The organism is Janibacter sp. GS2, assembly GCF_051200835.1.
Lineage (GTDB): Bacteria > Actinomycetota > Actinomycetes > Actinomycetales > Dermatophilaceae > Janibacter.
Genome location: NZ_CP195161.1, coordinates 798,261 through 820,332, shown reverse-complemented (window position 1 = coordinate 820,332; position 22,072 = coordinate 798,261). Strand labels below are relative to the sequence as shown.

The window sequence follows — 22,072 nt, the reverse complement described above, 5'->3', positions numbered from 1 at the left end:
GCTGACGACCGCCACGCTGACGCCCGCCGCGGTGGGCGTCGTCGGACTGTGCGGTCAGGGGCCGTCGTCGTAGAGGCGGTGCAGGACGGCCAACGACATCCGCGAGCGGGGGGTGCCCCACCACCGTGAGTCCTGCAGCGCCGCCCGGGCGGCCAGGTACCCGCACCCCCCGTGGACACCGCCGCCGGGGTGGACGGCGGCGCTGCCGAGGTAGAGACCCTCGACGTGGGTGCGCGGCCCGCCCAGACCGGTGACGGGACGCCACAGGGCCTGCTGGAAGAGTTGCTGGGTGCCACCACCGACGGCCCCCTGCCCGAGGTTCGCGTCGCTGGCCTGCAAGTCCCGCGGCGTCTGCACCCACCGGTCGGTCACGAGGGCCGCGAAGCCGGGTGCCAGCGACTCGAGCAGGCGCTCGCTGCCGTCGATCGTCTCGCGGACCGCGCGGGCGTCGTCGTGCATGCCCCGCGGCAGGTGCGTGTACAACCACAACGCCTCGGTGCCGGCCGGGGAGCGTCCTGCGTCGATCGTCGACATCTGCCCGACGAGGGCGAAGGGGCGCTCGGGCACCCGCTCCGACTCCAGGTCAGCGGCCCAACGGGTGATGCCGGCCAGGTCCTGGCCGGCATGCACCACGGCGGCGCCGTGGGCGGCCGGTGCCGTCCACGGCGCCGGGCCGGCGAGGCGGAAGTTCAGCTTGACCGTGGGCAGGTCCCAGGTGAACCGGCGCAGTCGGCGGCGCAGGCCCCCCGGGACGGCGTCGGAGTCGAGCAGCCGGGTGTACAGCTGCTGGGCGCTGGTGTCCGCCACCACGGCCCGCCGGACGCGGATGGTGCGCCCGTCCTGCGTCTGCACGCTGCTGACCCGCCGACCACGCACCTGGATGCGGTGCACCGAGACCCCCGTCTCGACCCGGGCACCCGTGGACTCGGCCCGGCGCCGCAGTGCCTCGGCGAGCTGACTCGTGCCACCGCGCGGCGAGGGGAAGCCGACGTCCTGCGCCAGCATCGACATGAGCCACCCGTAGAGGCCGCTGCCGGCCGAGGTCGGAGGGATGTCGGCGTGCATGGCGTTGCCGGCGAGCAGATCGCGACCCCCCTGGCCACCGAAGGTCTCCCACCCCAGCTGTGCCACGGGCAGCAGGGCCAGGCGCGCGAGGTCCGGCGCCCCGCGCAGCCCCAGTCGGGCGACCAGTCGTGCCGTGTCCTTGACCGGCGGCCAGCGGGTGAGGAGGGCGGACAGGAGCGGATCCCGCACCCGGTCCCAGTGCGCGACCATGTCGAGCCAGGCAGCGCCGTCCCCGGGGTGCTCGCGGTCGAGGGCCGCGGCCGTGTCCTCGGCCACGGTGTGCAGGGCGACGCCCGACCCCCCCGGCCGACTGACGTGCGCCAGGGGTCGCTGCGCGTGTGACCACGCGAGTCCGTGGGACCCCAGGTCGAGCTCGCGCAGCACGGGCGAGGCGAGCGCCAACGGATGGCAGGCGCTGAACTCGTCCTCGATCCACCCGTCGCTCTCGCGACTGGAGACCGCGCCCCCGACCCGGTCGCGCTCCTCGAGCACGAGGACCGACCAGCCTGCGTCGGCCAGGACCGCCGCGGTGACGAGACCGTGGTGACCGGCCCCCACGACGACGGCATCGACCTCGTCCACGGTCACCGCCCCTCTCGCGCGTCGTCGGGGGACCGCGCGGCCAGCAGGCAGAGGCGGCGCACGGCCTCGCGGTTGCGGAGCGTGAGACCCACCTGACGCAGCCGACGGGGGACCAACCGCAGGGGCCCGTGGGTGACCTCCTCGCGCATGGTGACGATGCTCCCTTCGCCGCTGGGCGTGATCGTCAGCTCCACGGCCTGGGTCCCCACCGGATGCACACGCGCGGCGAGCAGCAGGCGTCGTCCGGACTCGACCTCGAGGACCGAGGTGACGTCGTCGCGGACGAGGGGCCACACCCCCACCGAGTGGTGGAGGGTCGCCCCCACCGCCGGCCACGCCTCGTCGACGGATCGCACCCGGGAGGCCCCCACGACCCACGCGCCGTAGGTCCAGCCGTCGGCGATGATCGCCCACACCCGATCCGCAGGTGCCGACGTCGTCTCGCGGATCGTGGCGGAGTGGGTCAGCGCCACCGCATGGTCCTTGCCGTTCGGGTCCTGCGCCATCTCGCACCTCACGTGTCGGGTGCCCTGACCATAACCAGACCGCGGGCAGATAAACGGCCCCCGGAGCATCTGCTCCGGGGGCCGTCGTCAAGGAGAGTCGGTCAGCCGCTCTTGCGGCGGAACATCTGCTGCGCGCCACTGGTCTCGGCGCGATGCGCGTCCTCGACCTTGCCGTGCGCGCCATTCGGCGAGACATCCGCTCCGCCGTGCGACTGCTTCTTCTCCAGCGCCTCCCGGAACTTCGCCTTCATGTCCTCGGGTGCGCTCTCGTGGTGACCCATGGGGACCTCCCTTCGTCGCCGGTCGGAGCCGCAACTGCGGCGCCTGACCCCACCCTCGCGGACGAAGGGGGGCGGCGGCAATGGCTTTTCCGTGCCGGCGGTCGGCCTCAGGAGTCGAGCAGAGGGTGGCGCTGGATGATCTCGTCACGACCGGGACCGACACCGATGGCCGAGACGCGAGCGCCGATGAGCTCCTCGGCCCGCAGGACGTAGGCGCGGGCATTGGCCGGCAGCTCCTCGAAGGTGCGGCAGGCGCTGATGTCCTCCCACCACCCGTCGAGGTACTCGTAGATCGGCTGCGCGTGGTGGACGTCGGACTGGCTGACGGGCATCTCGTCCACCCGCTCGCCGTCGATCTCGTAACCGACACAGATCGGCACCCGCTCCAGGCCGGTGAGGACGTCGAGCTTGGTGATGACGAAGTCCGTGACGCCGTTGATCCGGGTCGCGTAGCGGCCGACCACGGCATCGAGCCAACCGCAGCGACGGGGACGTCCGGTCGTCGTGCCGTACTCCGCGCCGGTCTTGCGGAGGAACTCACCGTCGTCGTCGAAGAGCTCGGTCGGGAAGGGCCCCTCGCCGACGCGCGTGGAGTAGGCCTTGAGGATGGCGATGACCCGGCTGACCCGGGCCGGGGGGATGCCCGACCCGGTGCACGCACCACCGGCGGTCGCGGAGGAGGACGTGACGAAGGGGTAGGTGCCGTGGTCGACGTCCAGCAGGGTGGCCTGGCCGGCTTCGAGCAGGACGTTCTGGCCGGCGTCGAGGGCCTTCTCCAGCTCGAGACTGGCGTCGACGACCATCGGGCGCAGCCGATCGGCGTAGGAGAGCAGCTCCTCGACGACCTCGTCCACGTCCGAGGCGCGCGTGTTGTAGATCTTCGCCAGGACCTGGTTCTTGAAGGCCAGGGCGGCCTCGACCTTCTGCCGCAGGATGCCCTCGTCGAAGATGTCCTGGACGCGGATGCCGACGCGGTTCATCTTGTCCGAGTAGGTCGGGCCGATCCCACGGCCGGTGGTCCCGATCTTCCGCTTGCCGAGGAAGCGCTCGGTGACCTTGTCCAGCGTCCGGTTGTACGGCGGGATGAGGTGCGCGTTGGCGCTGATGAGCAGCTTGGAGGTGTCGACTCCCCGGGCATCGAGCCCGTCGAGCTCCTCGAAGAGGACCTCGAGGTCGATGACGACACCGTTGCCGATGACCGGGACGACGCTCGGCGTGAGGATGCCCGACGGCAGGAGGTGCAGGGCGTACTTCTCACCCTCGATGACGACGGTGTGGCCCGCGTTGTTGCCACCGTTGAACTTCACGACGTAGTCCACGTCGTTGCCCATGAGGTCGGTGGCCTTGCCCTTGCCCTCGTCCCCCCACTGGGCTCCGATCAGCACGATCGCCGGCATCGGTCCTCCTCGCCCGCACTCGTGGGAGCGGGTCTCGACAACACATCAGCCGCGGGAGGCCCCACGGCTGCTGACCGACACAGTCTAGCGAGCGGGCCCCGGCAGCCGGCCCTCGCGCTCCAGGACGGCTCCGAGCTGAAAGCGGGTACTCGCACCGTACTGGTCCATCAGGGCCGCGGTCCGGCGCCGCACGGTGCGCAGACCGACGTGCAGGGTGCGCGCGATCGTCTCGTCCTTGACGCCGAGCGCGAGCATCCGGACCAGGGCGTCATCGGACCCTCCCTCCAGGGCCACCACCTCGGGGGCGAGCGACCACATGACCTCGAACCACGCGCAGAAGCAGGCGATGAGCGCCGGGTTGCGGATGACGACGTACGGCGACGCCGGGTCCGCCCAGGCCGAGAGCGTGATGACGGCCTCGTCCCCGAGGACGAGGAACTCCGTCTCGACGTGGTCGGAGACGCGTTGCAGCTGGCCCGTGCCGCGCTTCGCCGCGAGCTCGGTGCGGGCGAGCTCGGACTCGAGGACGGCCGGGTGCACCAGGGTGCGCTGCAGCTGCCCCTCGACGGCCCGGTTGCGTTCGTGCCGTGAGTTGATCTCGTCGCTACCGGCACCCACGGCGACATCGAGGACGACGTTGTCGGTGCGCTCGACGCTGCCGGCCAACCGGTCGATCATCGGGGTCGCCATCTCCTGCGTGAGCACCTGCACCCCGGGGTCGTTCCCGAGGTCGATGTTGTGCATCCGCGCACGCAGTGTCATCAGCGCGTCACCGATGTCGACGAGCTTGCCCCTGGCCTCCTCGACCCGCTGGGTGTCGTCGGCGAGGTACTGCTCCAGCCGCCGCAGCGGCTCGTCGCCGAAATCGTCCGTAGAAGACATGATTGGCATGTTAGTGCCACTGGCCGCTTCATGCCATATTTTACGGCGGGCGTGCGGCAGAATGGCCTCACGCGGGGGCGCCGCGGATGGAATCAGGGGACTTCACAGCGGCGCCCCCCCTTCACCTTTTCCGGACAGGGGACGCCGGCCGCACACGAGGAAGGGCGTCACGACCACGGTCGTGACGCCCTTCCTCGTGCGACGGGCTCAGCCGAGCAGCTCGCGCGCCGCCTCCGGTGAGGAGTCCGCGAGGAGGCCGCTGCAGCGCTGCTCCTCCTCGGTCTCACCGATCTGGTCGGCGGCCTGGGCGAGGGTCGCGAGGGCCCGCAGGAAGCCGCGGTTGGGCAGGTGCGACCACGGCACCGGGCCCTGGCCCTTCCACCCGGAGCGACGCAGCGCGTCGAGCCCGCGGTGGTATCCGGTGCGGGCATAGGCGTAGGCCTCGATGGTGCGGCCGCCGTCGAGTGCGCCCTCGGCGAGCACCGCCCACGGCAGGGAGGACGAAGGGAGGTCCGCCGCCACCGAGGCGGCGTCCTCACCGGCGTCGATCCGCGCCGCTGAGGGGTCCTCGGGGAGCTTCGTCTCGGGGATGTGCAGCAGGTTGTCCATCAGGCCTTCACCGACGTCCCGGCGGAGCGCAGGTTCTCGCAGGCCTCGACGACGCGGGCCGCCATGGCCGCCTCGGCCTCCTTGCCCCAGGCGCGGGGGTCGTACTGCTTCTTGTTGCCGACCTCGCCATCGACCTTGAGGACACCCTCGTAGTTCTGCAGCATCCAGTGGGCGACCGGGCGGGTGAAGGCGTACTGGGTGTCGGTGTCGACGTTCATCTTGATGACGCCGAAGTCGACCGCGTCGCTGATCTCCTGCGCGGTGGAGCCGGAGCCACCGTGGAAGACGAGGTCGAGCGGGCGCTCGCCCCGGTCCGAGCCGTGCTCGGCGACGACCGCGTCCTGGCACTGCTTGAGGATCTCGGGGCGGAGCTTGACGTTGCCCGGCTTGTAGACGCCGTGGACGTTGCCGAAGGTCAGGGCGGCCATGTAGCGACCCTTCTCGCCGAGGCCGAGGGCCTCGACCATCTTCAGGGTGTCCTCGGGGGTCGTGTAGAGCTTGTCGTTGATCTCGTGGGCGACGCCGTCCTCCTCGCCACCGACGACGCCGATCTCGACCTCGAGGATGATGTCGGCCGCCGCGGAGCGCTCGAGGAGCTCCTGGGCGATCCGCAGGTTCTCCTCCAGCGGCACGGCCGACCCGTCCCACATGTGCGACTGGAAGATCGGCAGGCCGGTCTTGTCCTTGCGCTCCTTGCTCGCGGCGAGCAGCGGCTCGACGAAGCCGGCGAGCTTGTCCTGGGGGCAGTGGTCGGTGTGGAGGGCGATGTTGACGTCGTAGTTCTTCGCCACCTCCTGCGCGTAGGCCGCGAGGGCGAGGGAACCGGTGACCATGTTCTTGATCGTGGGCCCGGAGAGGTACTCGCCACCGCCCGTCGAGACCTGCACGATGCCGTCGCTGCCCGCCTCGGCGAAGCCGCGGATCGCCGCGTTGAGGGTCTGGCTCGAGGTGACGTTGATGGCGGGATAGGCGAAGGACCCGGCCTTCGCGCGATCGAGCATGTCGCGATAGACGTCGGGAGTGGCGATGGGCATGGCGGCAGCCTCCTGGCGCGATGGGTGGTGTTGTCCCTGATCCTCCCAGACCCGCTCACTGCGGGGCCACACGGCCGCATCTGCCTAGGCAGATGCGCAAGGGGGCGCACCGGGCACCGCATCTGCCTAGGCAGATGCGGTGGGGGTGGGGGTTCGGGTGGTGGGGGTGGTCACCGGCGCGACTGCTGCCAGGCGATGATCCGGTCGAGCGCCTCGGCGATGGCCTCGGGGCCGGCCGCGAGAGACAGGCGCACGCACCGGTGGCCGACGACGGGGTCGAAGTCACCACCGGGGGTCACCGCCACACCCGTCGCCTCGAGGAGCGCCGCCGCGTACTCCCCGGCGTCGGCGAACCCGTCGAGGTGGTCCCCGAGGTCGGCCCAGTAGTAGAAGGCCCCGTCGGCGGGGGCCGCGGTCCCCCACCCGAGGTCCGGGGCCCGTTCGAGCAGCACCGCACGAGCCCGGGCGAACCCGGTCCGGGCCGTCTCGCACTCGGCATAGGACTCCTCGGCGAAGGCCTCGACCGCTGCCTCCTGCGCCCCCGCCGGCGGGCAGAGCGCGAGGTTGCCCGCGAGCGCGTCCACCGCGGCGCGCAGGTCCGCGGGCACGAGCAGCCAGCCCAGGCGCCACCCGGTCATCCCCCAGTACTTGCTGAAGGAGGAGACGACGATGGCGTGCTCGTCGACCTCCCGGGCGCAGACCCCCTTCGCATCGGGTGAGCCGGGGTCGGCGTAGGTGACGCCGTGGTAGATCTCGTCGCTCACGAGGCGCACGCCGTGCGCGGTGCACCAGGCGGCGATCGCCGTGAGCTCGCCCCGGTCGACCATCGTGCCGGTGGGATTGGCCGGGGAGGCGAGGATGAGCCCGGCCAGCGGCGCGTGCGCGTGGGCGGCCTCGAGCTGGGCCACGGTCGGCTGGTAGCGCTCGGCCGGTCCGGTCGGCAGGTCGACGACCTCGCAGCCCAGGCCGCCGAGGATGTTGCGGTAGGCGGGGTACCCGGGGCGGGCCAGGGCGACCCGGTCACCGTGGTCGAAGGCCGCGAGGAAGGCGAGGACGAAGCCACCGGACGAGCCGGTCGTCACCGCCACCTCGGCCGGGGCGATGTCGAGGCCGTACCAGCGCGAGTAGTGACCCCCGATCGCCGCGCGCAGGGCGCTCGTCCCCAGGGCCGGCGTGTACCCGAGAGCGCGCTGCTCGGTGTGGGTGCGCGCGGCCGCGGCGTGCACCGCGCTCGGGGCGCCCTGGCTGGGCTCACCGGCACACAGCGAGATGACGTCGCGACCCGCCGCGCGCATCGCGGCCACGCGGGCGAGGACGTCCATGACTTCGAAGGGGGCCACGGCCGAGCGCGCGGAGGGCCCCATCGCAGGAAGGGTCATGCCCACATCCTCACACCGGGCGCCCGGTGCGGCGGAGGGGCGCGGCCCATCCCCCCTTCGCCACGGGCCGGAGTCTCCCGCCACGGCCGGGAAGGGCGCACCCGGCCGGGTCGTGACGCGGTCGTGTGCAGGTGTCCCGGTCACGCCCCGGTGGCGCGGTCACGGGGCTCCTGACCGAAGTGGTGGCGCCGGACCCAGGCGTGCATGGCGATGGCCGCGGCCGCACCGGCGTTCATCGAGCGGGTCGAGCCGAACTGGCTGATCTCCAGCACCACGTCGCAGGCCGCGAGCATCTCCGGGGAGATCCCCGGGCCCTCCTGTCCGAGGACGAGCACGCACTCGCGCGGCAGGTCGTGGGTCTCGATCGGCACCGAGCCGGGGACGTTGTCGATGCCGATGAGGCGAAGGGGGCTCCCCCCTTCGCCCGCCGTCGCCGACCAGTCCACGAGGCCGGCGACGTCCGCGTGGTGGTGCTCCTCCTGGTAGCGGTCGGTGACCATCGCGCCCCGGCGGTTCCAGCGCCGCTTGCCGACGATGTGGAAGGCGGCGGCCCCCATCGCATTGGCGGTGCGGACGACCGAGCCGATGTTGAAGTCGTGCTCCCAGTTCTCGATCGCGACGTGGAAGGCGTGCCGACGGGTCGCGAGGTCGGCGGTGATGGCCTCGTGGGACCAGTACCGGTAGTGGTCCTCGACATTGCGGCGGTCGCCCTCGCGCAGCAGGTCCGGGTCGAGTCGGGGGTCCGAGGGCCACGGCCCGACCCACGGTCCGACACCATGGCTCACAGCAGGTGCGGAGGAAGCACTCCTAGCCTTGGCATGATCATCCGGGGAGCCCACGAGCCCCCACCGTAGACGCCATCGCCTCGGAAGGGCCGCATGAACACCATCGTCGAGTGGGTCCTCGATCTCATGGAGCAGATCGGGGGTCCCGGCATCGCGCTGGGCATCTTCCTCGAGAACATCTTCCCGCCGATCCCCAGCGAGGTGATCCTGCCCCTGGCCGGCTTCACCTCCGCCCAGGGTCACTACACGCCCGTCGAGGCGGTCCTGTGGGCGACGCTCGGATCGGTCGCCGGCGCACTGCTGCTCTACGGCATCGGCGCCGCCCTGGGCCTGGAACGGCTGAAGGTCATCGCGCACCGGATGCCGCTCGTCGACGTCGCCGACATCGACAAGGCCGATGCGTGGTTCACCAGGCACGGGCCGAAGGCGGTCTTCTTCGGACGCTTCATCCCCGGGATCCGCAGCCTCATCTCGGTCCCGGCCGGCATCGACCGGATGCGGCTGGGGAGCTTCCTCGGCTTCACCACGGCCGGGTCGCTGATCTGGAACAGCCTCTTCGTGGCGATCGGCTACCAGCTCGGCGACCGCTACGAGCTCGTCGAGCGGTACATGGACCCGATCAGCAAGGTCGTCTACGCCCTGATCATCCTCGCGGTGCTCGGCACGATCGCCTGGCTGGTCCGCCGGTCGATGCGCCGCACGCAGGACCCGGACGACTCCATCGACATCGAGACCCTTGACTGAGCGTCAGCGCGGGCCGTGGCCGAGGACCATCGCGGCCAGCTGCGTGCGCGAGCGCACCCCGCTCTTGCGGTAGATCCGGGTCAACGTCCCCTCGACGGTCTTGACGCTCAGGTGCAGGCGCTGGGCGATCTCCCGGTTGCTCGACCCGTCCGCGACGAGGCCGGCGACCTGCTGCTCGGTGAGCGTGAGTGAGGACAGCGCGGTCTGCGGGTCCGCAGCATCCGGCTCCTCCGGCTCGAGGGTGTGCAGGGCGGCCCCCTCGGGGAAGCGCGCCTGCACCCAGTCGCTCCACGGCACGGCGTGCAGCGGCCGCAGCACCTCGCGGGCCCGCGCCGCGGCCTCGCGACTGCGGCCGGACCGGCGGGCCCGGCGCTCGACGTGGGCGAGGGTGACGAGCGAGCGGGCCTGCTCGATCGGCAGTCGGTGCTCCTCCGCGGCCGCCGCCGACCCGGTGGCGAGGTCACGCGCGGCATCGAGGTCACCGCGGGCAGCAGCGATCTCCGCGGCGGCCCGGTCGGCGGCCGCAGCGACGCCCGGCGAGCCGCGCCCGTCGTCGATGGCCTCCCGGACCTCCGCGAGCAGGCCCTCGGCCTCGTCGGCCGCACCGGTCAGCGCGAGGGCCATCACGGCGTCGGTGTGCCAGCGAAGGGCGGTGACGTCCCGGATCCCGGAGGTGGCGTCGATCCGCCGCAGCTCGCGGAAGGCCTCCACCGCCAGATCCAGCTCGTCGAGGTGCAGCAGCGCCAGACCGAGGTGGGCGAGGTGGCGGCGCAGGTAGCGCTCGTCGTGGTCGCGACGGGCGAGCTCGACCCCCCGTGCGCTCACGGACCGCGACCTGTCGAAGGAGCCCCCGGCACCCTCGGCGATGGCCTCGATGAACCACGTCGTCGCGACGGGGGTGTCGAAGTGCGTCGCCGCCCGGGTGGCTCGGCCGGCGAGCTCGAGCGCCTCGCGCCCACGGCCCTGCCTGGCGACGGTCTCGACGAGGCTGCGCAGCACGTGGACGGTGTCGTACCCCGCGTCCGGACCGACGCGGGAGAGCATGTCGACGAACTCGGCCCGCGCCGTGCGCAGGTCATCGTCGTGGAGGGCGAAGCGGGCGGCGATGTACCGGGCGGAGGTGTGGATCTGGCCGGGCCGCGGCTCGCCCGCGAGCGCTGCCGCCTCGTGGATGAGCCGACCCGCCGCCGGGTCACCCAGGGCGCGTCCCACGGAGGCGCCGACGGTCAGCGCGTCGACGGCGATGTCGGTGCGACCGGCGCGGCCGGCGAGCTCCACCGCGCGGTGGGCGACGTCGAAGGCGGTGCGCAGGTCGTGCGTGCCCGCGAGGATCCGGGCCCGCTGCAGCAGCACCCGCGCCTGCAGGTCCGGGTCGGTGCGTGACTCGTGCAGGGCGGCGACGAGCACCTCGTCGGGAGCGGCGTCGCCCAGCTCGAGGAGGGCGAGCTTGGCGCGCACGGCCAGCCCGGGGTCGGTCAGCTCGCCGGCGGCCAGGGTGGCCCGGTGCAGGACGCGAGTCTCCTTGCCGATGACGGCGTTCTCCAGGCAGAGGGTGAGCCACTCGGCCCGCTCCTCGGTCCCCGCGTCGGCCGCCAGGAGGTAGAGCTGCGCCGCGAGGTCGTGCTCCCCCTTCGCCGCACACCCGCGGGCCGCGGAGGCCAGGGACGCGGGAGTCGTACCGGTGTCGCCGGCGAGGGCCAGGTGGAAGCGGGTCAGTCCCTCGCTGTCGGCGTGCTCGGCCAGCTCGCGGTGCAGGGCGATGAGGGCATCGCTGTCGACGGACTCGAGGAGGACGTCGCCGAGCGCGGCCGGGGTGAGCCTGAGGTAGTCGTCCTCGGTCACGAGGAGTCCCAGCGCGCGGGCGGTGCGGATGCTCGCGACCGCGTCCTCGCCACCGAGGCGGGAGAGGATCGCCGTCGTCGGCTGGTGCATGGCCGCGATCCGCTGCAGCGTCGCCCGCACCGGCTCGGAGAGGGCGCGGGTGCTCCGGCGGGCGAGGCTGCCCAGCTCCCGGGCCGCCTCGGTGGGGGGCAGCCCGTCGACCGCGTCCGCGATCTCCCGGGCCAGTCCCGGGTTCCCACCGGACTCCCGGTGCGCCCACAGCGCGGTGTCGGTGGGGACACCGTGCGCGGTGAGCAGCCCCACGGTGTCGGCCGCGGCGAAGGGCTGCAGGTCGATGTGCAGCAGGGGCACCTCCCGTGCCGCGGCGACCGTGGCGATGAACCCGGTCTGCGGGTCCGGCTCGGGCGGCCCGACGCCGACGAGGACCCCGAGCGCCCCGGAGCCGAGCGAGCGGGAGGCCGCGACGCGCAGCGCCGACAGGCTCACCGTGTCAAGGTGCTGGGCGTCATCGAGGACGAGGACGAAGGGGGCCGACGCCGCCTGTGTGGTGAGCAGCTCGGTGAGGGCGTCGCCCAGGCGGGTCACCGCGTCCGTGGCCGGCAGCGCGCGTGGGTCGAGCAACATCGCGCGCATCCGCTCGGGCAGCTCGTCGAGGGTCGCCTGGGGGAAGCCCGCGGCGACGACCGAGGCCCCGTGGCCGGGGATGCCGCGTCGGTGCAGCCGGACGCTGATCGACTGCGGGACGGCGGCAGCGACCGCCGCGAGGAAGGTGCTGCGGCCCATCCCGCGCGGCCCGTGCACGGCCACGGCCTGGCCGTCGAGGACACGGCTGGTCACCGAGGCGATGAGGCGCGCACGGCCGACCGGGTCCGGCGGGCCGTCCGGCAGCGGTCGCACTGCGAGATTCAACGCGTCCTCCTCGTCGGGGTGACCCCCCAACGTAGCTCTGGGAGATGAACGGGGCACCACCGGAGCCTCTGTCGTCCGGGTGGATCGGACCACGCTCCGAGGCGGTCAGCGCACGGGCAGCGCGTCGAGGCCGAGGAAGGGGCGCAGCGCGTCCGGGACACGGACCGAGCCGTCGGCCAGCTGGTGGTTCTCCAGGAGGGCGACGATCGGGCGGGTGCTCGTGATCGCGGTGCCGTTGAGCGTCGCGACGGTGCGGGTGCCCGAGCCCGCCGGCTCACGCTCGCGGATCGCGAGCCGACGCGCCTGGAAGGTCGTGCAGTTGCTCGTGGACGTCAGCTCGCGGTACTTCGACTGGGTCGGCACCCACGCCTCGCAGTCGTACTTGCGCGACGCCGGGCCGCCGAGGTCGCCGGCGGCGACATCGATGACGCGGTAGGGCAGCTCGAGCGCCTCGAGGACGCGCCGCTCGATCCGCAGCAGGTTCTCGTGCTCGGCGACGGCGTCCTCGGGGCGGCAGAAGACGAACATCTCCGTCTTCTGGAACTGGTGGACCCGGAAGATGCCGCGGGTGTCCTTGCCGTAGCTCCCGGCCTCGCGACGGAAGCAGGTCGACGTCGAGACGTAGCGGATCGGCCCCTGGGACAGGTCGAGGATCTCGTCGGCGTGGAAGCCGGCGAGGGCCACCTCGGAGGTGCCGGTGAGGTACAGGTCGTCGGCGGGCAGGTGGTAGACGTCCTCGTGGGCGTCGAGGTATCCGGTGCCGGCCATCGTCTCCGGACGCACGAGGGAGGGGACGACGAGCGGGGTGAAGCCCTCCTCGAAGGCGATCTTCTGGGCCAGCCCCATCAGGGCCAGCTCGAGCCGCGCCCCGACCCCGGTGAGGTAGTAGAAGCGGCTGCCGCTGACCTTCGCGCCCCGCTCCATGTCGATGGCGCCGAGCAGCTCGCCCAGCTCGAGGTGGTCCTTCGGCTCGAAGCCCTCCGCCGCGAAGTCCCGCGGAGCGCCGACCTCGTCCAGCACGATGAAGTCGTCCTCGCCGCCTGCGGGCACGCCCTCGGTGATGACATTGCCGATGCGCCGAAGGGAGGAGTCCAGCTCCCCCTTCGCCTCGTCGGCTGCCGCCTCCAGCTCCTTGACGCGGGCGGACATCGCTGCGCCCCGCTCACGAAGGGCGGTGGCCTCGGCCTCGAGGTCGCCCACCTCCTCACCGGCCTTGCGCGCCGCGTTGAGCCGCCCCATGACCGGCCCGAGCTCCTTGCTCGCTGCCTTCTGCTCCGCCCGGGCGGACTCGAAGGCACCGATGGTGGTGCGGCGGTGCTCGTCCGCGGCCAGGACGGTGTCGACCAGCGACTCGTCCTCACCACGGGCACGCTGGCTCGCTCGGACGGCATCGGGCTGGTCACGCAGGAGCTTGAGGTCGATCACGCCTCGCAGGATATCCGCGATGACCACCGGCGCCGCGCCGACCGTCCGCACGAAGGCCCGGGAGCGCCGCTGCGGTAGCGTCACGTGGCGTGTCTGACTGGACCCTGCTGGCCATCACTCTGGCCCTCTGCCTCATCCTCATCGGCGTCGTGGTGGCCCTCGTGCTCAAGGGCCCCGGCGGCACCCGAGGCCGGCACGCCCGGCCCCGGCCCGAGCGCAGCAGCTTTCGCCGCAAGTCGGGCCACCAGGCGCCACCGCGCCGGGCCGCGATCATCATCAACCCGACGAAGTTCGACGACCTCGCCGTCGTCCGGGCCGAGCTGACCGCCGCGAGCGCCACGCTCGGGTGGGACGAGCCGCTCTTCATCGAGACGACGATCGAGGACCCCGGGACGGGCCAGGCGCGTCTGGCCGTCGAGAAGGGCGTCGACGTCGTCTGCCCGCTCGGTGGGGACGGCACGATCCGCGCGGTCGCCGTCGCCCTCGCCGGCACCCGGACCCCGATGGGCCTGCTGCCCCGGGGCACCGGCAACCTGCTGGCCCGCAACCTCGACATCCCCGTCGGCGCCGACCTGACCGGGGCACTCACCGTCGCCTACAGCGGTCGCAACAAGGCCATCGACGTCGCCTGGCTCGAGCTCGACCCAGCCGAGGAGGCGGGGGTCGAGGACACCGGGCAGGCCGAGGAGCCGATCGAGGGCCCCCCGGTCGAGCGGCACCCCTTCCTCGTCATGGCGGGGATGGGCTTCGACGCCGCGATCATGGGCAACACGAGCGAGGAGATGAAGAAGCGCGTGGGCTGGACCGCGTACTTCGTCACCGGCATCCGGAGCATCTTCATCAAGCGCTTCCGCGTGCAGTGGACGATCGACGGCGAGCGGCAGGACCCCGTGCTCGCGCGCACCATCCTCTTCGGCAACTGCGGCACCCTCACCGGCGGGATCCAGCTCATCCCCAGCGCCCGGTTCGACGACGGGCTGATCGACGGCGTCGTCGTCGCCCCGAAGACGATCATCGGCTGGGGCTCGGTCGCCGTCCGTGTGCTCGGCCGCTCCGAGCGGGACAGCAACGAGCTCTACCGCACGTCCGGCGCGGTCTACACCGTCGAGGTCGAGGACGACCACCCCGTGCAGGTCGACGGCGATGTCATCGGCGAGGCGTCCCGGCTCCGGGTGACCGTCGACAAGCAGGCCCTCATCGTGCGGGTCGCCGCGACCGGCTGAGGCGACTCCTCACCAGGCGCCGTGCAGATTCTCGGGTGACCCGGAAAACCTCGCCTTCGCATGAGTTTCAAACTCTTGCGAAGGCGAGGTTTGTCTTGTCGAGTGGGAGCGAGCTCGGTCAGTCGCCCCAGCACTCCACAGCTCGACCGACGGGCCCCGGGTACTCTCGGACGGTGATTCTTCCCGACCTCGGACTCCCCCCGGACCAGGTGCGCGCGGCGTGGGCCGAGGCCGCCGCCGGTGACGTGGACTGGCGCGGTGGGCGCAGCTGGTCCCTGGTGTACGACTCCCCCGAGTGGCACCAGGACCTGGTGGACGAGGCCGCCGCTCGCTTCGCGCACGAGAACGCCCTGTCCGCGTCCGCCTTCCCGTCCGTGCAACGCTTCGAGTCCGAGGTGATCGAGATGGTCGCCTCGGTCATCGCCCCGCAGACTCCCGCCTACGGGGTCTTCACCACCGGGGGCACCGAGTCGATCATGGTGGCGATGAAGGGCTACCGGGACGCCGGACGTGGCCGAGGGCTGGTGATGCCGGTGACCGCCCACCCCGGTTTCTGGAAGGCGGCCGCGTACCTCGGTCTGGAGGTGACCCTCGTCCCCGTCGGGAGCGACGGCCTGCCGGACCCTGACGAGCTGCTCGCCGCCGCCGGGGAGGACACCGCGGCGATCTGCCTGTCCGCGCCCTGCTTCCCCTACGGCGTGGTGGACCCGATCGCCGAGGTCGCCGAGAGGGCCGCCGCTCGCGGCATCGGCGTGCACGTGGACGCCGCCATGGGCGGTCTCTTCCTCCCCTTCCTCGACGCGGCGGGCGTCACCCCTCCCGAGTTCGGGCTGGACGTCCCCGGAGTGACCTCGGTGTCGGTGGACCTGCACAAGTACGGGTACGGCGCCAAGGGCGCCTCCGTGCTGTTGTTCGCCGACAACGACCTGCGGCACGCCAGCTACTTCGTCTCCACCGACTGGCCCGGCGGGGCTTACGCCTCCTCCGGAGTGGTCGGCACCCGGCCGGTGGGCGCCGCGGCCGCCGCCTGGACCGCGATGCGCGCCCTCGGCCGCTCCGGGTACGCCGAGCTCGTGGCCCAGGTGATGGACACCGCCCGGGCGATCCAGGCGGGCCTGATCGATCACGGCTTCGAGCTCCTCGGCGCCCCGCCGATGGGCGTCTTCGCCGCAGGGCACGCCGAGGTGTCCGTCCCCGCTCTCGCCAAGGCCATGGGCCGGCGCGGGTGGTGGATCGACACCCAGGACAAGCCCTCGAGCCTGCACTTCGTCACCTTCCCGCGACACGCCACGGTCCTGGAGACCCTGCTCACCGACCTGGACACCGCCGTCGACGAGGCGCTCGCGGATCCGTCCGGGACGGGCGGGCTGTCCTACGGGGTGATGGTGCGCGGCGGCACCCTGGACGACGACGTGCTTCGCGCCCACCTGGACGCGCGGTTCACGGTCACGGACTGAGACCCGCGGCGCACCAGGCGCCTCCAGATTCTCGGGTGACCCGGAAAACCTCGCCTTCGCAAGAGTTTCAAACCCTTGCGAAGGCGAGGTTTGTCTTGTCAGGCACGGCGGCTCGCGTCACGAGCGACAGCCCACCCTCAGGCGGGCAGCGGCGTGACACCGCAGGAGGCGGCGAGGTCGGCCAGGCGGGTGACCTGGGCCGGTGAGTACTCCACCCCGTGCTCCCTCGCGTGTCGAGCGCGGCGCACGGCGTTCACCCCGGGCGCCCGGGCCTGATCCCCCGAGGCCCCGATGACCTCGATCAGCCGGTGCACGCGGCCGGTGAGGTCCTCCCCTTCCACGGGGGCGATGGCCAGCATGAGCAGACTGACCCCCTGCGTCTGGTCGTGCCGGGTGGGCAGGCCCACGTCGGCCCCGAAACGCCCACCTCCGGCGAGGACACCGGTGAGCACCTCGAGGGCCAGGCTGAGACCGAACCCGCGGTGGCCACCGATCGGCTCGAGCAGCCCGGTGGTCCACTGCGACGGATCGGTCGTCGGCTCACCCTGCGCGTCGCGGAGCACGCCCTCGGGCAGACGTTCACCCCGTTCGTGCACACCATCCATCTCCCCGGTCGACATCGTCGTCGTCGCCGTGTCGTAGAGGAGGCGCTCGTCACCGTCCCCGGGCGCCGCGAGGGCATGGCCCTGGTTGCCCACGACCCGTCGCCGCCCGCCGGGCGCCGCGATGAGGGCGGGGCCGTTGGTCGCAGCCAGCCCGATGCACCCGCGGTCGGCCGCGAGGTCGGCGAAGTAGCCCATGGCGGCAGCCGAGGTGGCATCCCGCACCGAGACCGCGGCCACTCCCTGGGTCCTGGCCATCTCCACGGCCCGGAGCATGGCCAGGGTCCCGACGGGCTGACCCCAGGCATGGTCGGCGTCGATGAGCTGGTGGGCCGGCCGGTCGGCGAGCACCCGGATGCGCGGATCGGCGAGGGTCCCCCCGGCGCGGATCCGCTGGACGCACTGCACGAGCTTGGTGGCCACACCGTGGGCCGGCAGGCCGTGGGCATCCGCCCAGACGAGCCCGTCGGCGGTCCACCCGGCATGATCGGCGGGCATCCCGACGTGGGTGAGCACGTCCGTGGCCAGGCGGTGCAGGTCACGAAGGGAGAGGAGTGTGGACTCGCTCATCGGTGCAGCTCCTCGCGACGCAGGAGGACGACGGCGAGCACGCCGGCGACGGTGACGATGAGCAGCACGGGAACGAGGGCGGGCGCCAGCGAGATGAGCGCCGCCATGCTCGCGGCTCCGACGATCAGCCCGAGGAGGATCACCGCCGAGTGGCGCACTGCCCGAAAGCCGTGGCCCGAGGTCAACCGGATGACCACGGTGGTCAGGGTGCCGGTGAGGTAGGTCGTCGACAGCCCGGACACCCCGAAGCGCTGGATGGCGCTGGACTGCAGACCGAGCGCCGCGGCGGAGGCCGCCAGGAGAGGCAGGTAGGCGCCGGTCGGCAGCTCGGAGCCGAAGGCCCACCAGGCGATCCCGACGCCGGTGAAGAGCACCAGCTCCACCCCCAGGGCTCGGCTCACGGCGGCCGGCCACACCGGGTCACCGCTCACGGGCGTGCCGGCGATCCGGGTCCCGAGCGCGGCGCCGACGACGAAGGCACCGATGGCGACGGAGGTCAGCAGCATGCCGTTCACGTCCCCTTGGGCGGTGGCCACTCCGAAGAGGACCATGTTCCCGGTCATCACACTGGTGAAGGCGCTCCCCAGGGCGAGGAAGCCGAGGGCATCGGCAGCACCGCTGGTCACGGCGAGGACGACGACGAGTGCATTGCGCAGGCCCTCGGCGCGTTGTCTGGGGTCGTCCTCCGGCGGGGCCTCGGTGGGCAGGCGGAGATCACGTGCTCTGGTCACCCCGCCATGCTCGCACCGTGACCAGCTCCGGTCTGCTGTCAGAGTGCACGTCAAATGCCTGGAATCCATGTGCACAACGACCCTAGATGTTGGCTCCGGCCCGGCCTAACGTCAGTGGTATCGCTTCACCCGGGCAGTCGGAGCGTCATCCGTCTCCCCCGACAACCTGAAGAAAAGGTGACTGACATGGCAGAGCTTCTGTCGAAGGAGGACTTCCGCGCCGCGCTGCAGGACGCGATCAAGGGCCGTGAGGCCTCGACCGCGAACTTCAGCAAGGCCTGGGCCGAGGGCCGGCTCGAGCGGAAGCACTTCGCCCGCTGGGCGGAGAACCACTACCACTATGTCGGCTTCTTCGCCGACTACCTCGGTCTCGTCTACCGCAACACCCCGGACGACCACAAGGACGCCAAGGACTTCCTCCTGCAGAACATGTACGAGGAGGAGCTGGCCGACATCCGCCACACCGACCTGCTCGTGCGCTTCGCGGAGTCCTGCGGCACCACCGCCGAGCGCATCGAGGACCCGCGCAACATGAACGCGGTCACCCGTGGCCTGCAGGCCTGGTGCTACCAGATCGCCGACCGCGAGCACTACGTCGTCGCGACCGCGGCCCTCGTGGTCGGCCTCGAGTCGCAGGTCCCCCAGATCTACAAGAAGCAGATCATCCCCCTGCGGGAGACCTACGGTTTCACCGAGGACGAGATCGAGTTCTTCGACCTGCACATCACCTCGGACGAGGTGCACGGCGAGCGCGGCTACCAGATCGTGCTCGAGGGCGCAGACACGGCCGAGCTGCAGCAACGCTGCCTCGAGGCCGTGCGCATCGGCGCCGAGATGCGCTTCAGCTACACCAAGGCCCTCTACGACAGCTACGTCGCCGAGGACCTCGAGACGGTTGCCGCCTGACCGACCCACCCGGAAGAGCGGGCGCCGCCCCGGCGCCCGCTCTTCGTCTACCCACATCTGCTCGCCGGACCCCCGGCGCCCTCACCTCACAGGAGCCTGAGATGAGCAACTGGCACGACGTCGGCAACGTCAAGGACCTCAAGCTGCGCAAGAAGAAGGCCGTCGAGATCGGTGACACCCCGATCGCGCTCTTCTACGTGGGCGAGAAGGTCTACGCACTCAACGACATCTGCATCCACGAGGAACGGCGGCTGAGCAAGGGCACCCTGCTCTTCGGCAAGGTCATCTGCCCCGGCCACCAGTGGAAGTTCGACCCCGCGACGGGCGAACCGGACGACCAGGACGGGTGCCAGCCGACCTACGCGGTGCGCGTCGCCGAGGACGGGACGATCTCCGTCAGCCTCGAGCCGGCGGACAAGACCGCGGACTCCGGGGCGGTGGCAGGCGCATGAGCGAGAACACGACCCACCCCCTTCCCGACGGCGTCGTCATCGTCGGTGGCGGCCAGAGCGCCGCGGTGGCCGCGCGCACCCTGCGCCGCAAGAAGTACACCGGCCCCATCACCATCGTCGGCGAGGAGCCGCATCGTCCCTACCAGCGCCCGCCGCTGTCGAAGGAGTACCTCGAGGACCCGGAGGCCAGCGTCGACCTCCTGCCGACCGACTGGACGCAGGCCCAGGACGTCACCGTGCGCACCGACGACCGCGTGGAGCGCGTCGAGACGGGACCGGTCGTCGTCACCTCCTCAGGGGACCGCCTCCCCGCCTCCGCCGTGCTCCTGGCCACCGGTGGCACCCCCCGGACCCTCGGGGGCGCCACCGGCGAACGCATCCACCACCTCCGGACCCGGGACGACGCGGACCGTCTGCGCGCCGCCCTGGCGTCGGGGTCGAGCCTGGTCATCGTCGGCGCCGGATTCATCGGCGCCGAGATCGCCTCGGCCGCCCGGGCGGCCGGCGTCGAGGTCACTGTCGTCGAGGCGGCCGAGCAGCCGATGCACCGCGCCCTCGGGCCCGACCTGGGCCGGGTGTGCTCGCGCCTGCAGCGCGACCACGGCGTCGACCTGCGCCTCTCCACCGGAGTGAACTCGCTGCAGGAGACAGCGGCCGGTGTCGTCCTCGACACCGACGCGGGTCAGATCAGTGCCGACCACGCCGTGGTCGCCATCGGCATCGTCCCCGACACCGCGGTCGCCGTGGCCTCCGGCATCGAGTGCGACAACGGGATCCTCGTCGACGCCTCCGGCCGCACGAGCATGCCGGGCGTCTGGGCCGCGGGCGACGTGGCCAACCAGGACCACCCCCAGGTCGATGGGCGCATCCGGGTCGAGCACTTCGACAACGCGAGCAAGCAGGCCTCCGTCGCCGCCCAGTCGATGCTCGGGGCGGACACCACCAACAGCGACCCGCACTGGTACTGGTCCGACCAGTTCGGCGTGAACCTCCAAGGCGTCGGCCAACCCCACCCCGGGGACGAGATGGTCGTCCGCGGCGACCTCGGGAGTGACAGCTTCACCGCCTTCTTCCTCCGGGAGGGCGCGGTGGCTGCCGTCTTCGCACTCAACGACGAGGAGACCGTCGGTATCGCTCGTGAACTGGTGAACATGAATCTCACCGTGCCCCTCACCCTGCTGACCGATCCCGAACGGGATCTCTTCGAGGCCCTGGAAGGAGCCGCAACATGACCCGACTCAAGGGCAACTTCATCGGGGGTGAATGGGTGTGGCCCGGATCGGGCGCCTCCTTCGACCGGACCAACCCCGCTCGTCCTGACGAGCTCGTCGCCACCGCACCCGAGTCCAGCACGACCGACGTCGACGAGGCGATCACGCACCTCGCCGAGCACCGGCACGAGTGGGCCGCGACCTCCCCCGACAAGCGGGCCGACGTCCTCGTCGCCGCTGCGGACATCCTCGCCTCGCAGGCCGACGACCTCGCGGTCGAGCTCGTCCGCGAGGAGGGCAAGACGCTCGCCGAGGCGCGCATGGAAACCATGAGAACCCCGCAGAACCTGCGCTTCTTCGCCGGCGAGGCGCTGCGGATGACCGGCGAGACCTACCCGACGGGCGACGGCAGTCTCGTCTTCACCCGTCGTCAGCCGGTGGGCGTCGTCGCCGCGATCACCCCGTGGAACTTCCCCCTGAACATCCCCTCGCGCAAGCTGGGTCCGGCTCTCGCCGCCGGGAACGCGGTCGTCTTCAAGCCGAGCGAGGTCACCCCGCTCATGGGTCAACGCCTCGTCGAGGCCCTCGTCCAGGCGGGAGTCCCCGGCGGCGCGCTGGCGCTGGTCCACGGCCACGCCGAGGTGGGTCGGGCGATGGTCGCCAACGACGAGGTGCAGGCCGTGACCTTCACGGGATCCACCGAGGTCGGCACGGCGATCCACGAGGTCTCCGGTGTCGACGTGCGCACCCAGCTGGAGATGGGCGGGAAGAACGCCCTGGTCGTGCTCGACGACTCCGACCTCGATCGAGCGACGACGATGATCGCCAAGGGCGCCTTCGGCCTCTCGGGCCAGGCCTGCACCGGCACCTCCCGGGTCATCGTCCACGAAGCCGTCGCGGACGAGCTCATCGCACGCATCGCCCAGGTGGCCGGCGCAGCCCGCGTCGGCAACGGCCTCGACGACGGGGTGACCTTCGGTCCCCTCGCCAACCAGGCCCAGGCCGACAAGTTCGCCCACTACGTCCGGGACGCGCCCGGGCAGGGGGCCCGGCTCGTCGAGCCGACGGGTCACCAGGCCGACCCTCCGGGCGGGGGACACTTCGTCCGGCCGACGCTCTTCCGCGACGTCGACCCGCTGTCCGCCCTGGCGCAGGAGGAGATCTTCTCCCCCGTGCTCGCCTTCATCACCGTCTCGTCCTACGACGAGGCGATCACCGCGGTGAACAACACGCGCTACGGCCTGTCCGCCGGCATCGTCACGTCCGACATCGGCCGCGCGATCCGATTCTCCGACGACGTCGAGACCGGACTGGTCAAGGTCAACCAGGCGACCAACGGCATGGCAATGAATGCTCCCTTCGGGGGGATGAAGCACTCCTCCACGCAGACCTTCAAGGAGCAGGCCGGTGCGTCGATGATGACTTTCTACACGACCGACAAGACGGTCTACTTCACTCCCTGACACGACCCGATAGGACC

At 71.8% G+C, this 22,072-nt stretch carries 20 protein-coding genes; 7 read left to right on the top strand and 13 right to left on the bottom strand.

Going from position 1 to position 22,072, the window contains the following annotated elements:
• Positions 1–54: 54 nt before the first annotated feature.
• From ACR9E9_RS04050 to ACR9E9_RS04010, 9 genes are all read right to left on the bottom strand, one after another.
• Positions 55–1,653: a phytoene desaturase family protein gene (locus ACR9E9_RS04050; RefSeq protein ID WP_435201947.1), complete on the bottom strand. Its 1,599-nt coding sequence runs from the start codon at positions 1,651–1,653 to the stop codon at positions 55–57.
• Positions 1,650–2,153, bottom strand: a complete 504-nt coding sequence (locus ACR9E9_RS04045) for an SRPBCC family protein (protein WP_435201945.1) — start codon at positions 2,151–2,153, stop codon at positions 1,650–1,652. Before ACR9E9_RS04045 ends, ACR9E9_RS04050 begins: the two co-directional genes overlap by 4 nt.
• A gap of 101 nt (positions 2,154–2,254) precedes the next feature.
• Positions 2,255–2,434 carry a DUF5302 domain-containing protein gene (locus ACR9E9_RS04040; RefSeq protein WP_435201943.1) on the bottom strand — a complete coding sequence of 60 codons (180 nt, stop codon included), beginning with the start codon at positions 2,432–2,434 and terminating at the stop codon, positions 2,255–2,257.
• A 107-nt stretch (positions 2,435–2,541) separates the two neighbouring features.
• Positions 2,542–3,831, bottom strand: coding sequence for an adenylosuccinate synthase (locus ACR9E9_RS04035; RefSeq protein WP_435201941.1), 1,290 nt, complete (start codon positions 3,829–3,831; stop codon positions 2,542–2,544).
• Between the two features lie 84 nt (positions 3,832–3,915).
• Positions 3,916–4,713, bottom strand: a complete 798-nt coding sequence (locus tag ACR9E9_RS04030; RefSeq protein ID WP_435201939.1) for a hypothetical protein — start codon at positions 4,711–4,713, stop codon at positions 3,916–3,918.
• 207 nt (positions 4,714–4,920) lie between these two features.
• Positions 4,921–5,322, bottom strand: a complete 402-nt coding sequence (locus ACR9E9_RS04025; RefSeq protein ID WP_435201938.1) for a DUF3151 domain-containing protein — start codon at positions 5,320–5,322, stop codon at positions 4,921–4,923.
• Positions 5,322–6,356, bottom strand: a complete 1,035-nt coding sequence (gene fbaA, locus ACR9E9_RS04020; protein WP_435201936.1) for a class II fructose-bisphosphate aldolase — start codon at positions 6,354–6,356, stop codon at positions 5,322–5,324. The genes ACR9E9_RS04025 and fbaA overlap by 1 nt, the downstream gene beginning before the upstream one ends.
• A gap of 170 nt (positions 6,357–6,526) precedes the next feature.
• Positions 6,527–7,735 carry a pyridoxal phosphate-dependent aminotransferase gene (locus tag ACR9E9_RS04015; RefSeq protein ID WP_435201934.1) on the bottom strand — a complete coding sequence of 403 codons (1,209 nt, stop codon included), beginning with the start codon at positions 7,733–7,735 and terminating at the stop codon, positions 6,527–6,529.
• 140 nt (positions 7,736–7,875) lie between these two features.
• Positions 7,876–8,520, bottom strand: a complete 645-nt coding sequence (locus ACR9E9_RS04010; protein ID WP_435201932.1) for a TrmH family RNA methyltransferase — start codon at positions 8,518–8,520, stop codon at positions 7,876–7,878.
• Between the two features lie 93 nt (positions 8,521–8,613).
• On the opposite strand from ACR9E9_RS04010, the gene ACR9E9_RS04005 reads away from it, so the two are divergent.
• Positions 8,614–9,264 (top strand): DedA family protein, encoded by a 651-nt coding sequence (locus tag ACR9E9_RS04005; protein WP_435201930.1) that lies wholly within the window; start codon positions 8,614–8,616, stop codon positions 9,262–9,264.
• A 3-nt stretch (positions 9,265–9,267) separates the two neighbouring features.
• Here the strand turns inward: ACR9E9_RS04005 and ACR9E9_RS04000 are convergent, their stop codons facing one another.
• Together ACR9E9_RS04000 and serS are read right to left on the bottom strand one after the other, a co-directional pair.
• Positions 9,268–12,015: a LuxR C-terminal-related transcriptional regulator gene (locus ACR9E9_RS04000; RefSeq protein ID WP_435201928.1), complete on the bottom strand. Its 2,748-nt coding sequence runs from the start codon at positions 12,013–12,015 to the stop codon at positions 9,268–9,270.
• A gap of 105 nt (positions 12,016–12,120) precedes the next feature.
• Positions 12,121–13,440: a serine--tRNA ligase gene (serS, locus tag ACR9E9_RS03995; protein WP_435201927.1), complete on the bottom strand. Its 1,320-nt coding sequence runs from the start codon at positions 13,438–13,440 to the stop codon at positions 12,121–12,123.
• 89 nt (positions 13,441–13,529) lie between these two features.
• Between serS and ACR9E9_RS03990 the strand changes: the two genes are divergently transcribed.
• Complete coding sequence (locus ACR9E9_RS03990) at positions 13,530–14,663, top strand: diacylglycerol/lipid kinase family protein (RefSeq protein ID WP_435201926.1); 1,134 nt, start codon at positions 13,530–13,532, stop codon at positions 14,661–14,663.
• A gap of 173 nt (positions 14,664–14,836) precedes the next feature.
• On the top strand, positions 14,837–16,120 hold the full coding sequence (locus ACR9E9_RS03985) for a pyridoxal phosphate-dependent decarboxylase family protein (protein ID WP_435201925.1): 1,284 nt from the start codon (positions 14,837–14,839) through the stop codon (positions 16,118–16,120).
• Between the two features lie 137 nt (positions 16,121–16,257).
• Here ACR9E9_RS03985 and ACR9E9_RS03980 read toward each other — a convergent pair whose 3' ends face one another.
• Both ACR9E9_RS03980 and ACR9E9_RS03975 read right to left on the bottom strand, forming a co-directional pair.
• A complete protein-coding gene (locus tag ACR9E9_RS03980) occupies positions 16,258–17,292 on the bottom strand; it encodes an Ldh family oxidoreductase (protein WP_435201923.1) in 1,035 nt (344 codons plus the stop codon).
• Positions 17,289–18,023 (bottom strand): DUF1275 family protein, encoded by a 735-nt coding sequence (locus ACR9E9_RS03975; protein WP_435201921.1) that lies wholly within the window; start codon positions 18,021–18,023, stop codon positions 17,289–17,291. Before ACR9E9_RS03975 ends, ACR9E9_RS03980 begins: the two co-directional genes overlap by 4 nt.
• Before the next feature lie 186 nt (positions 18,024–18,209).
• Here ACR9E9_RS03975 and ACR9E9_RS03970 point away from each other — a divergent pair, with 186 nt between their 5' ends.
• The 4 genes from ACR9E9_RS03970 (at position 18,210) to ACR9E9_RS03955 (ending at position 22,055) form a co-directional block, all read left to right on the top strand.
• The gene (locus tag ACR9E9_RS03970; protein WP_435201919.1) at positions 18,210–18,929 is read left to right on the top strand and encodes a TenA family transcriptional regulator; all 720 of its coding nucleotides are present in this window, start codon (positions 18,210–18,212) and stop codon (positions 18,927–18,929) included.
• A gap of 101 nt (positions 18,930–19,030) precedes the next feature.
• Complete coding sequence (locus ACR9E9_RS03965) at positions 19,031–19,381, top strand: Rieske (2Fe-2S) protein (RefSeq protein WP_435201917.1); 351 nt, start codon at positions 19,031–19,033, stop codon at positions 19,379–19,381.
• Positions 19,378–20,613, top strand: a complete 1,236-nt coding sequence (locus ACR9E9_RS03960) for an NAD(P)/FAD-dependent oxidoreductase (protein WP_435201915.1) — start codon at positions 19,378–19,380, stop codon at positions 20,611–20,613. Before ACR9E9_RS03965 ends, ACR9E9_RS03960 begins: the two co-directional genes overlap by 4 nt.
• Positions 20,610–22,055, top strand: a complete 1,446-nt coding sequence (locus tag ACR9E9_RS03955; protein ID WP_435201913.1) for an aldehyde dehydrogenase family protein — start codon at positions 20,610–20,612, stop codon at positions 22,053–22,055. The genes ACR9E9_RS03960 and ACR9E9_RS03955 overlap by 4 nt, the downstream gene beginning before the upstream one ends.
• The last annotated feature ends 17 nt before the right edge of the window (positions 22,056–22,072 follow it).

Bases quoted from the DNA above. Each gene is read 5' to 3' on its own strand.
- ACR9E9_RS04045 (WP_435201945.1), bottom strand. From the start codon at position 2,153: ATGGCGCAGGACCCGAACGGCAAGGACCATGCGGTGGCGCTGACCCAC.
- ACR9E9_RS04040 (WP_435201943.1), bottom strand. From the start codon at position 2,434: ATGGGTCACCACGAGAGCGCACCCGAGGACATGAAGGCGAAGTTCCGG.
- ACR9E9_RS04035 (WP_435201941.1), bottom strand. From the start codon at position 3,831: ATGCCGGCGATCGTGCTGATCGGAGCCCAGTGGGGGGACGAGGGCAAG.
- ACR9E9_RS04030 (WP_435201939.1), bottom strand. From the start codon at position 4,713: ATGTCTTCTACGGACGATTTCGGCGACGAGCCGCTGCGGCGGCTGGAG.
- ACR9E9_RS04025 (WP_435201938.1), bottom strand. From the start codon at position 5,322: ATGGACAACCTGCTGCACATCCCCGAGACGAAGCTCCCCGAGGACCCC.
- fbaA (WP_435201936.1), bottom strand. From the start codon at position 6,356: ATGCCCATCGCCACTCCCGACGTCTATCGCGACATGCTCGATCGCGCG.
- ACR9E9_RS04015 (WP_435201934.1), bottom strand. From the start codon at position 7,735: ATGACCCTTCCTGCGATGGGGCCCTCCGCGCGCTCGGCCGTGGCCCCC.
- ACR9E9_RS04005 (WP_435201930.1), top strand. From the start codon at position 8,614: ATGAACACCATCGTCGAGTGGGTCCTCGATCTCATGGAGCAGATCGGG.
- ACR9E9_RS03980 (WP_435201923.1), bottom strand. From the start codon at position 17,292: ATGAGCGAGTCCACACTCCTCTCCCTTCGTGACCTGCACCGCCTGGCC.
- ACR9E9_RS03970 (WP_435201919.1), top strand. From the start codon at position 18,210: ATGGCAGAGCTTCTGTCGAAGGAGGACTTCCGCGCCGCGCTGCAGGAC.
- ACR9E9_RS03965 (WP_435201917.1), top strand. From the start codon at position 19,031: ATGAGCAACTGGCACGACGTCGGCAACGTCAAGGACCTCAAGCTGCGC.
- ACR9E9_RS03960 (WP_435201915.1), top strand. From the start codon at position 19,378: ATGAGCGAGAACACGACCCACCCCCTTCCCGACGGCGTCGTCATCGTC.
- ACR9E9_RS03955 (WP_435201913.1), top strand. From the start codon at position 20,610: ATGACCCGACTCAAGGGCAACTTCATCGGGGGTGAATGGGTGTGGCCC.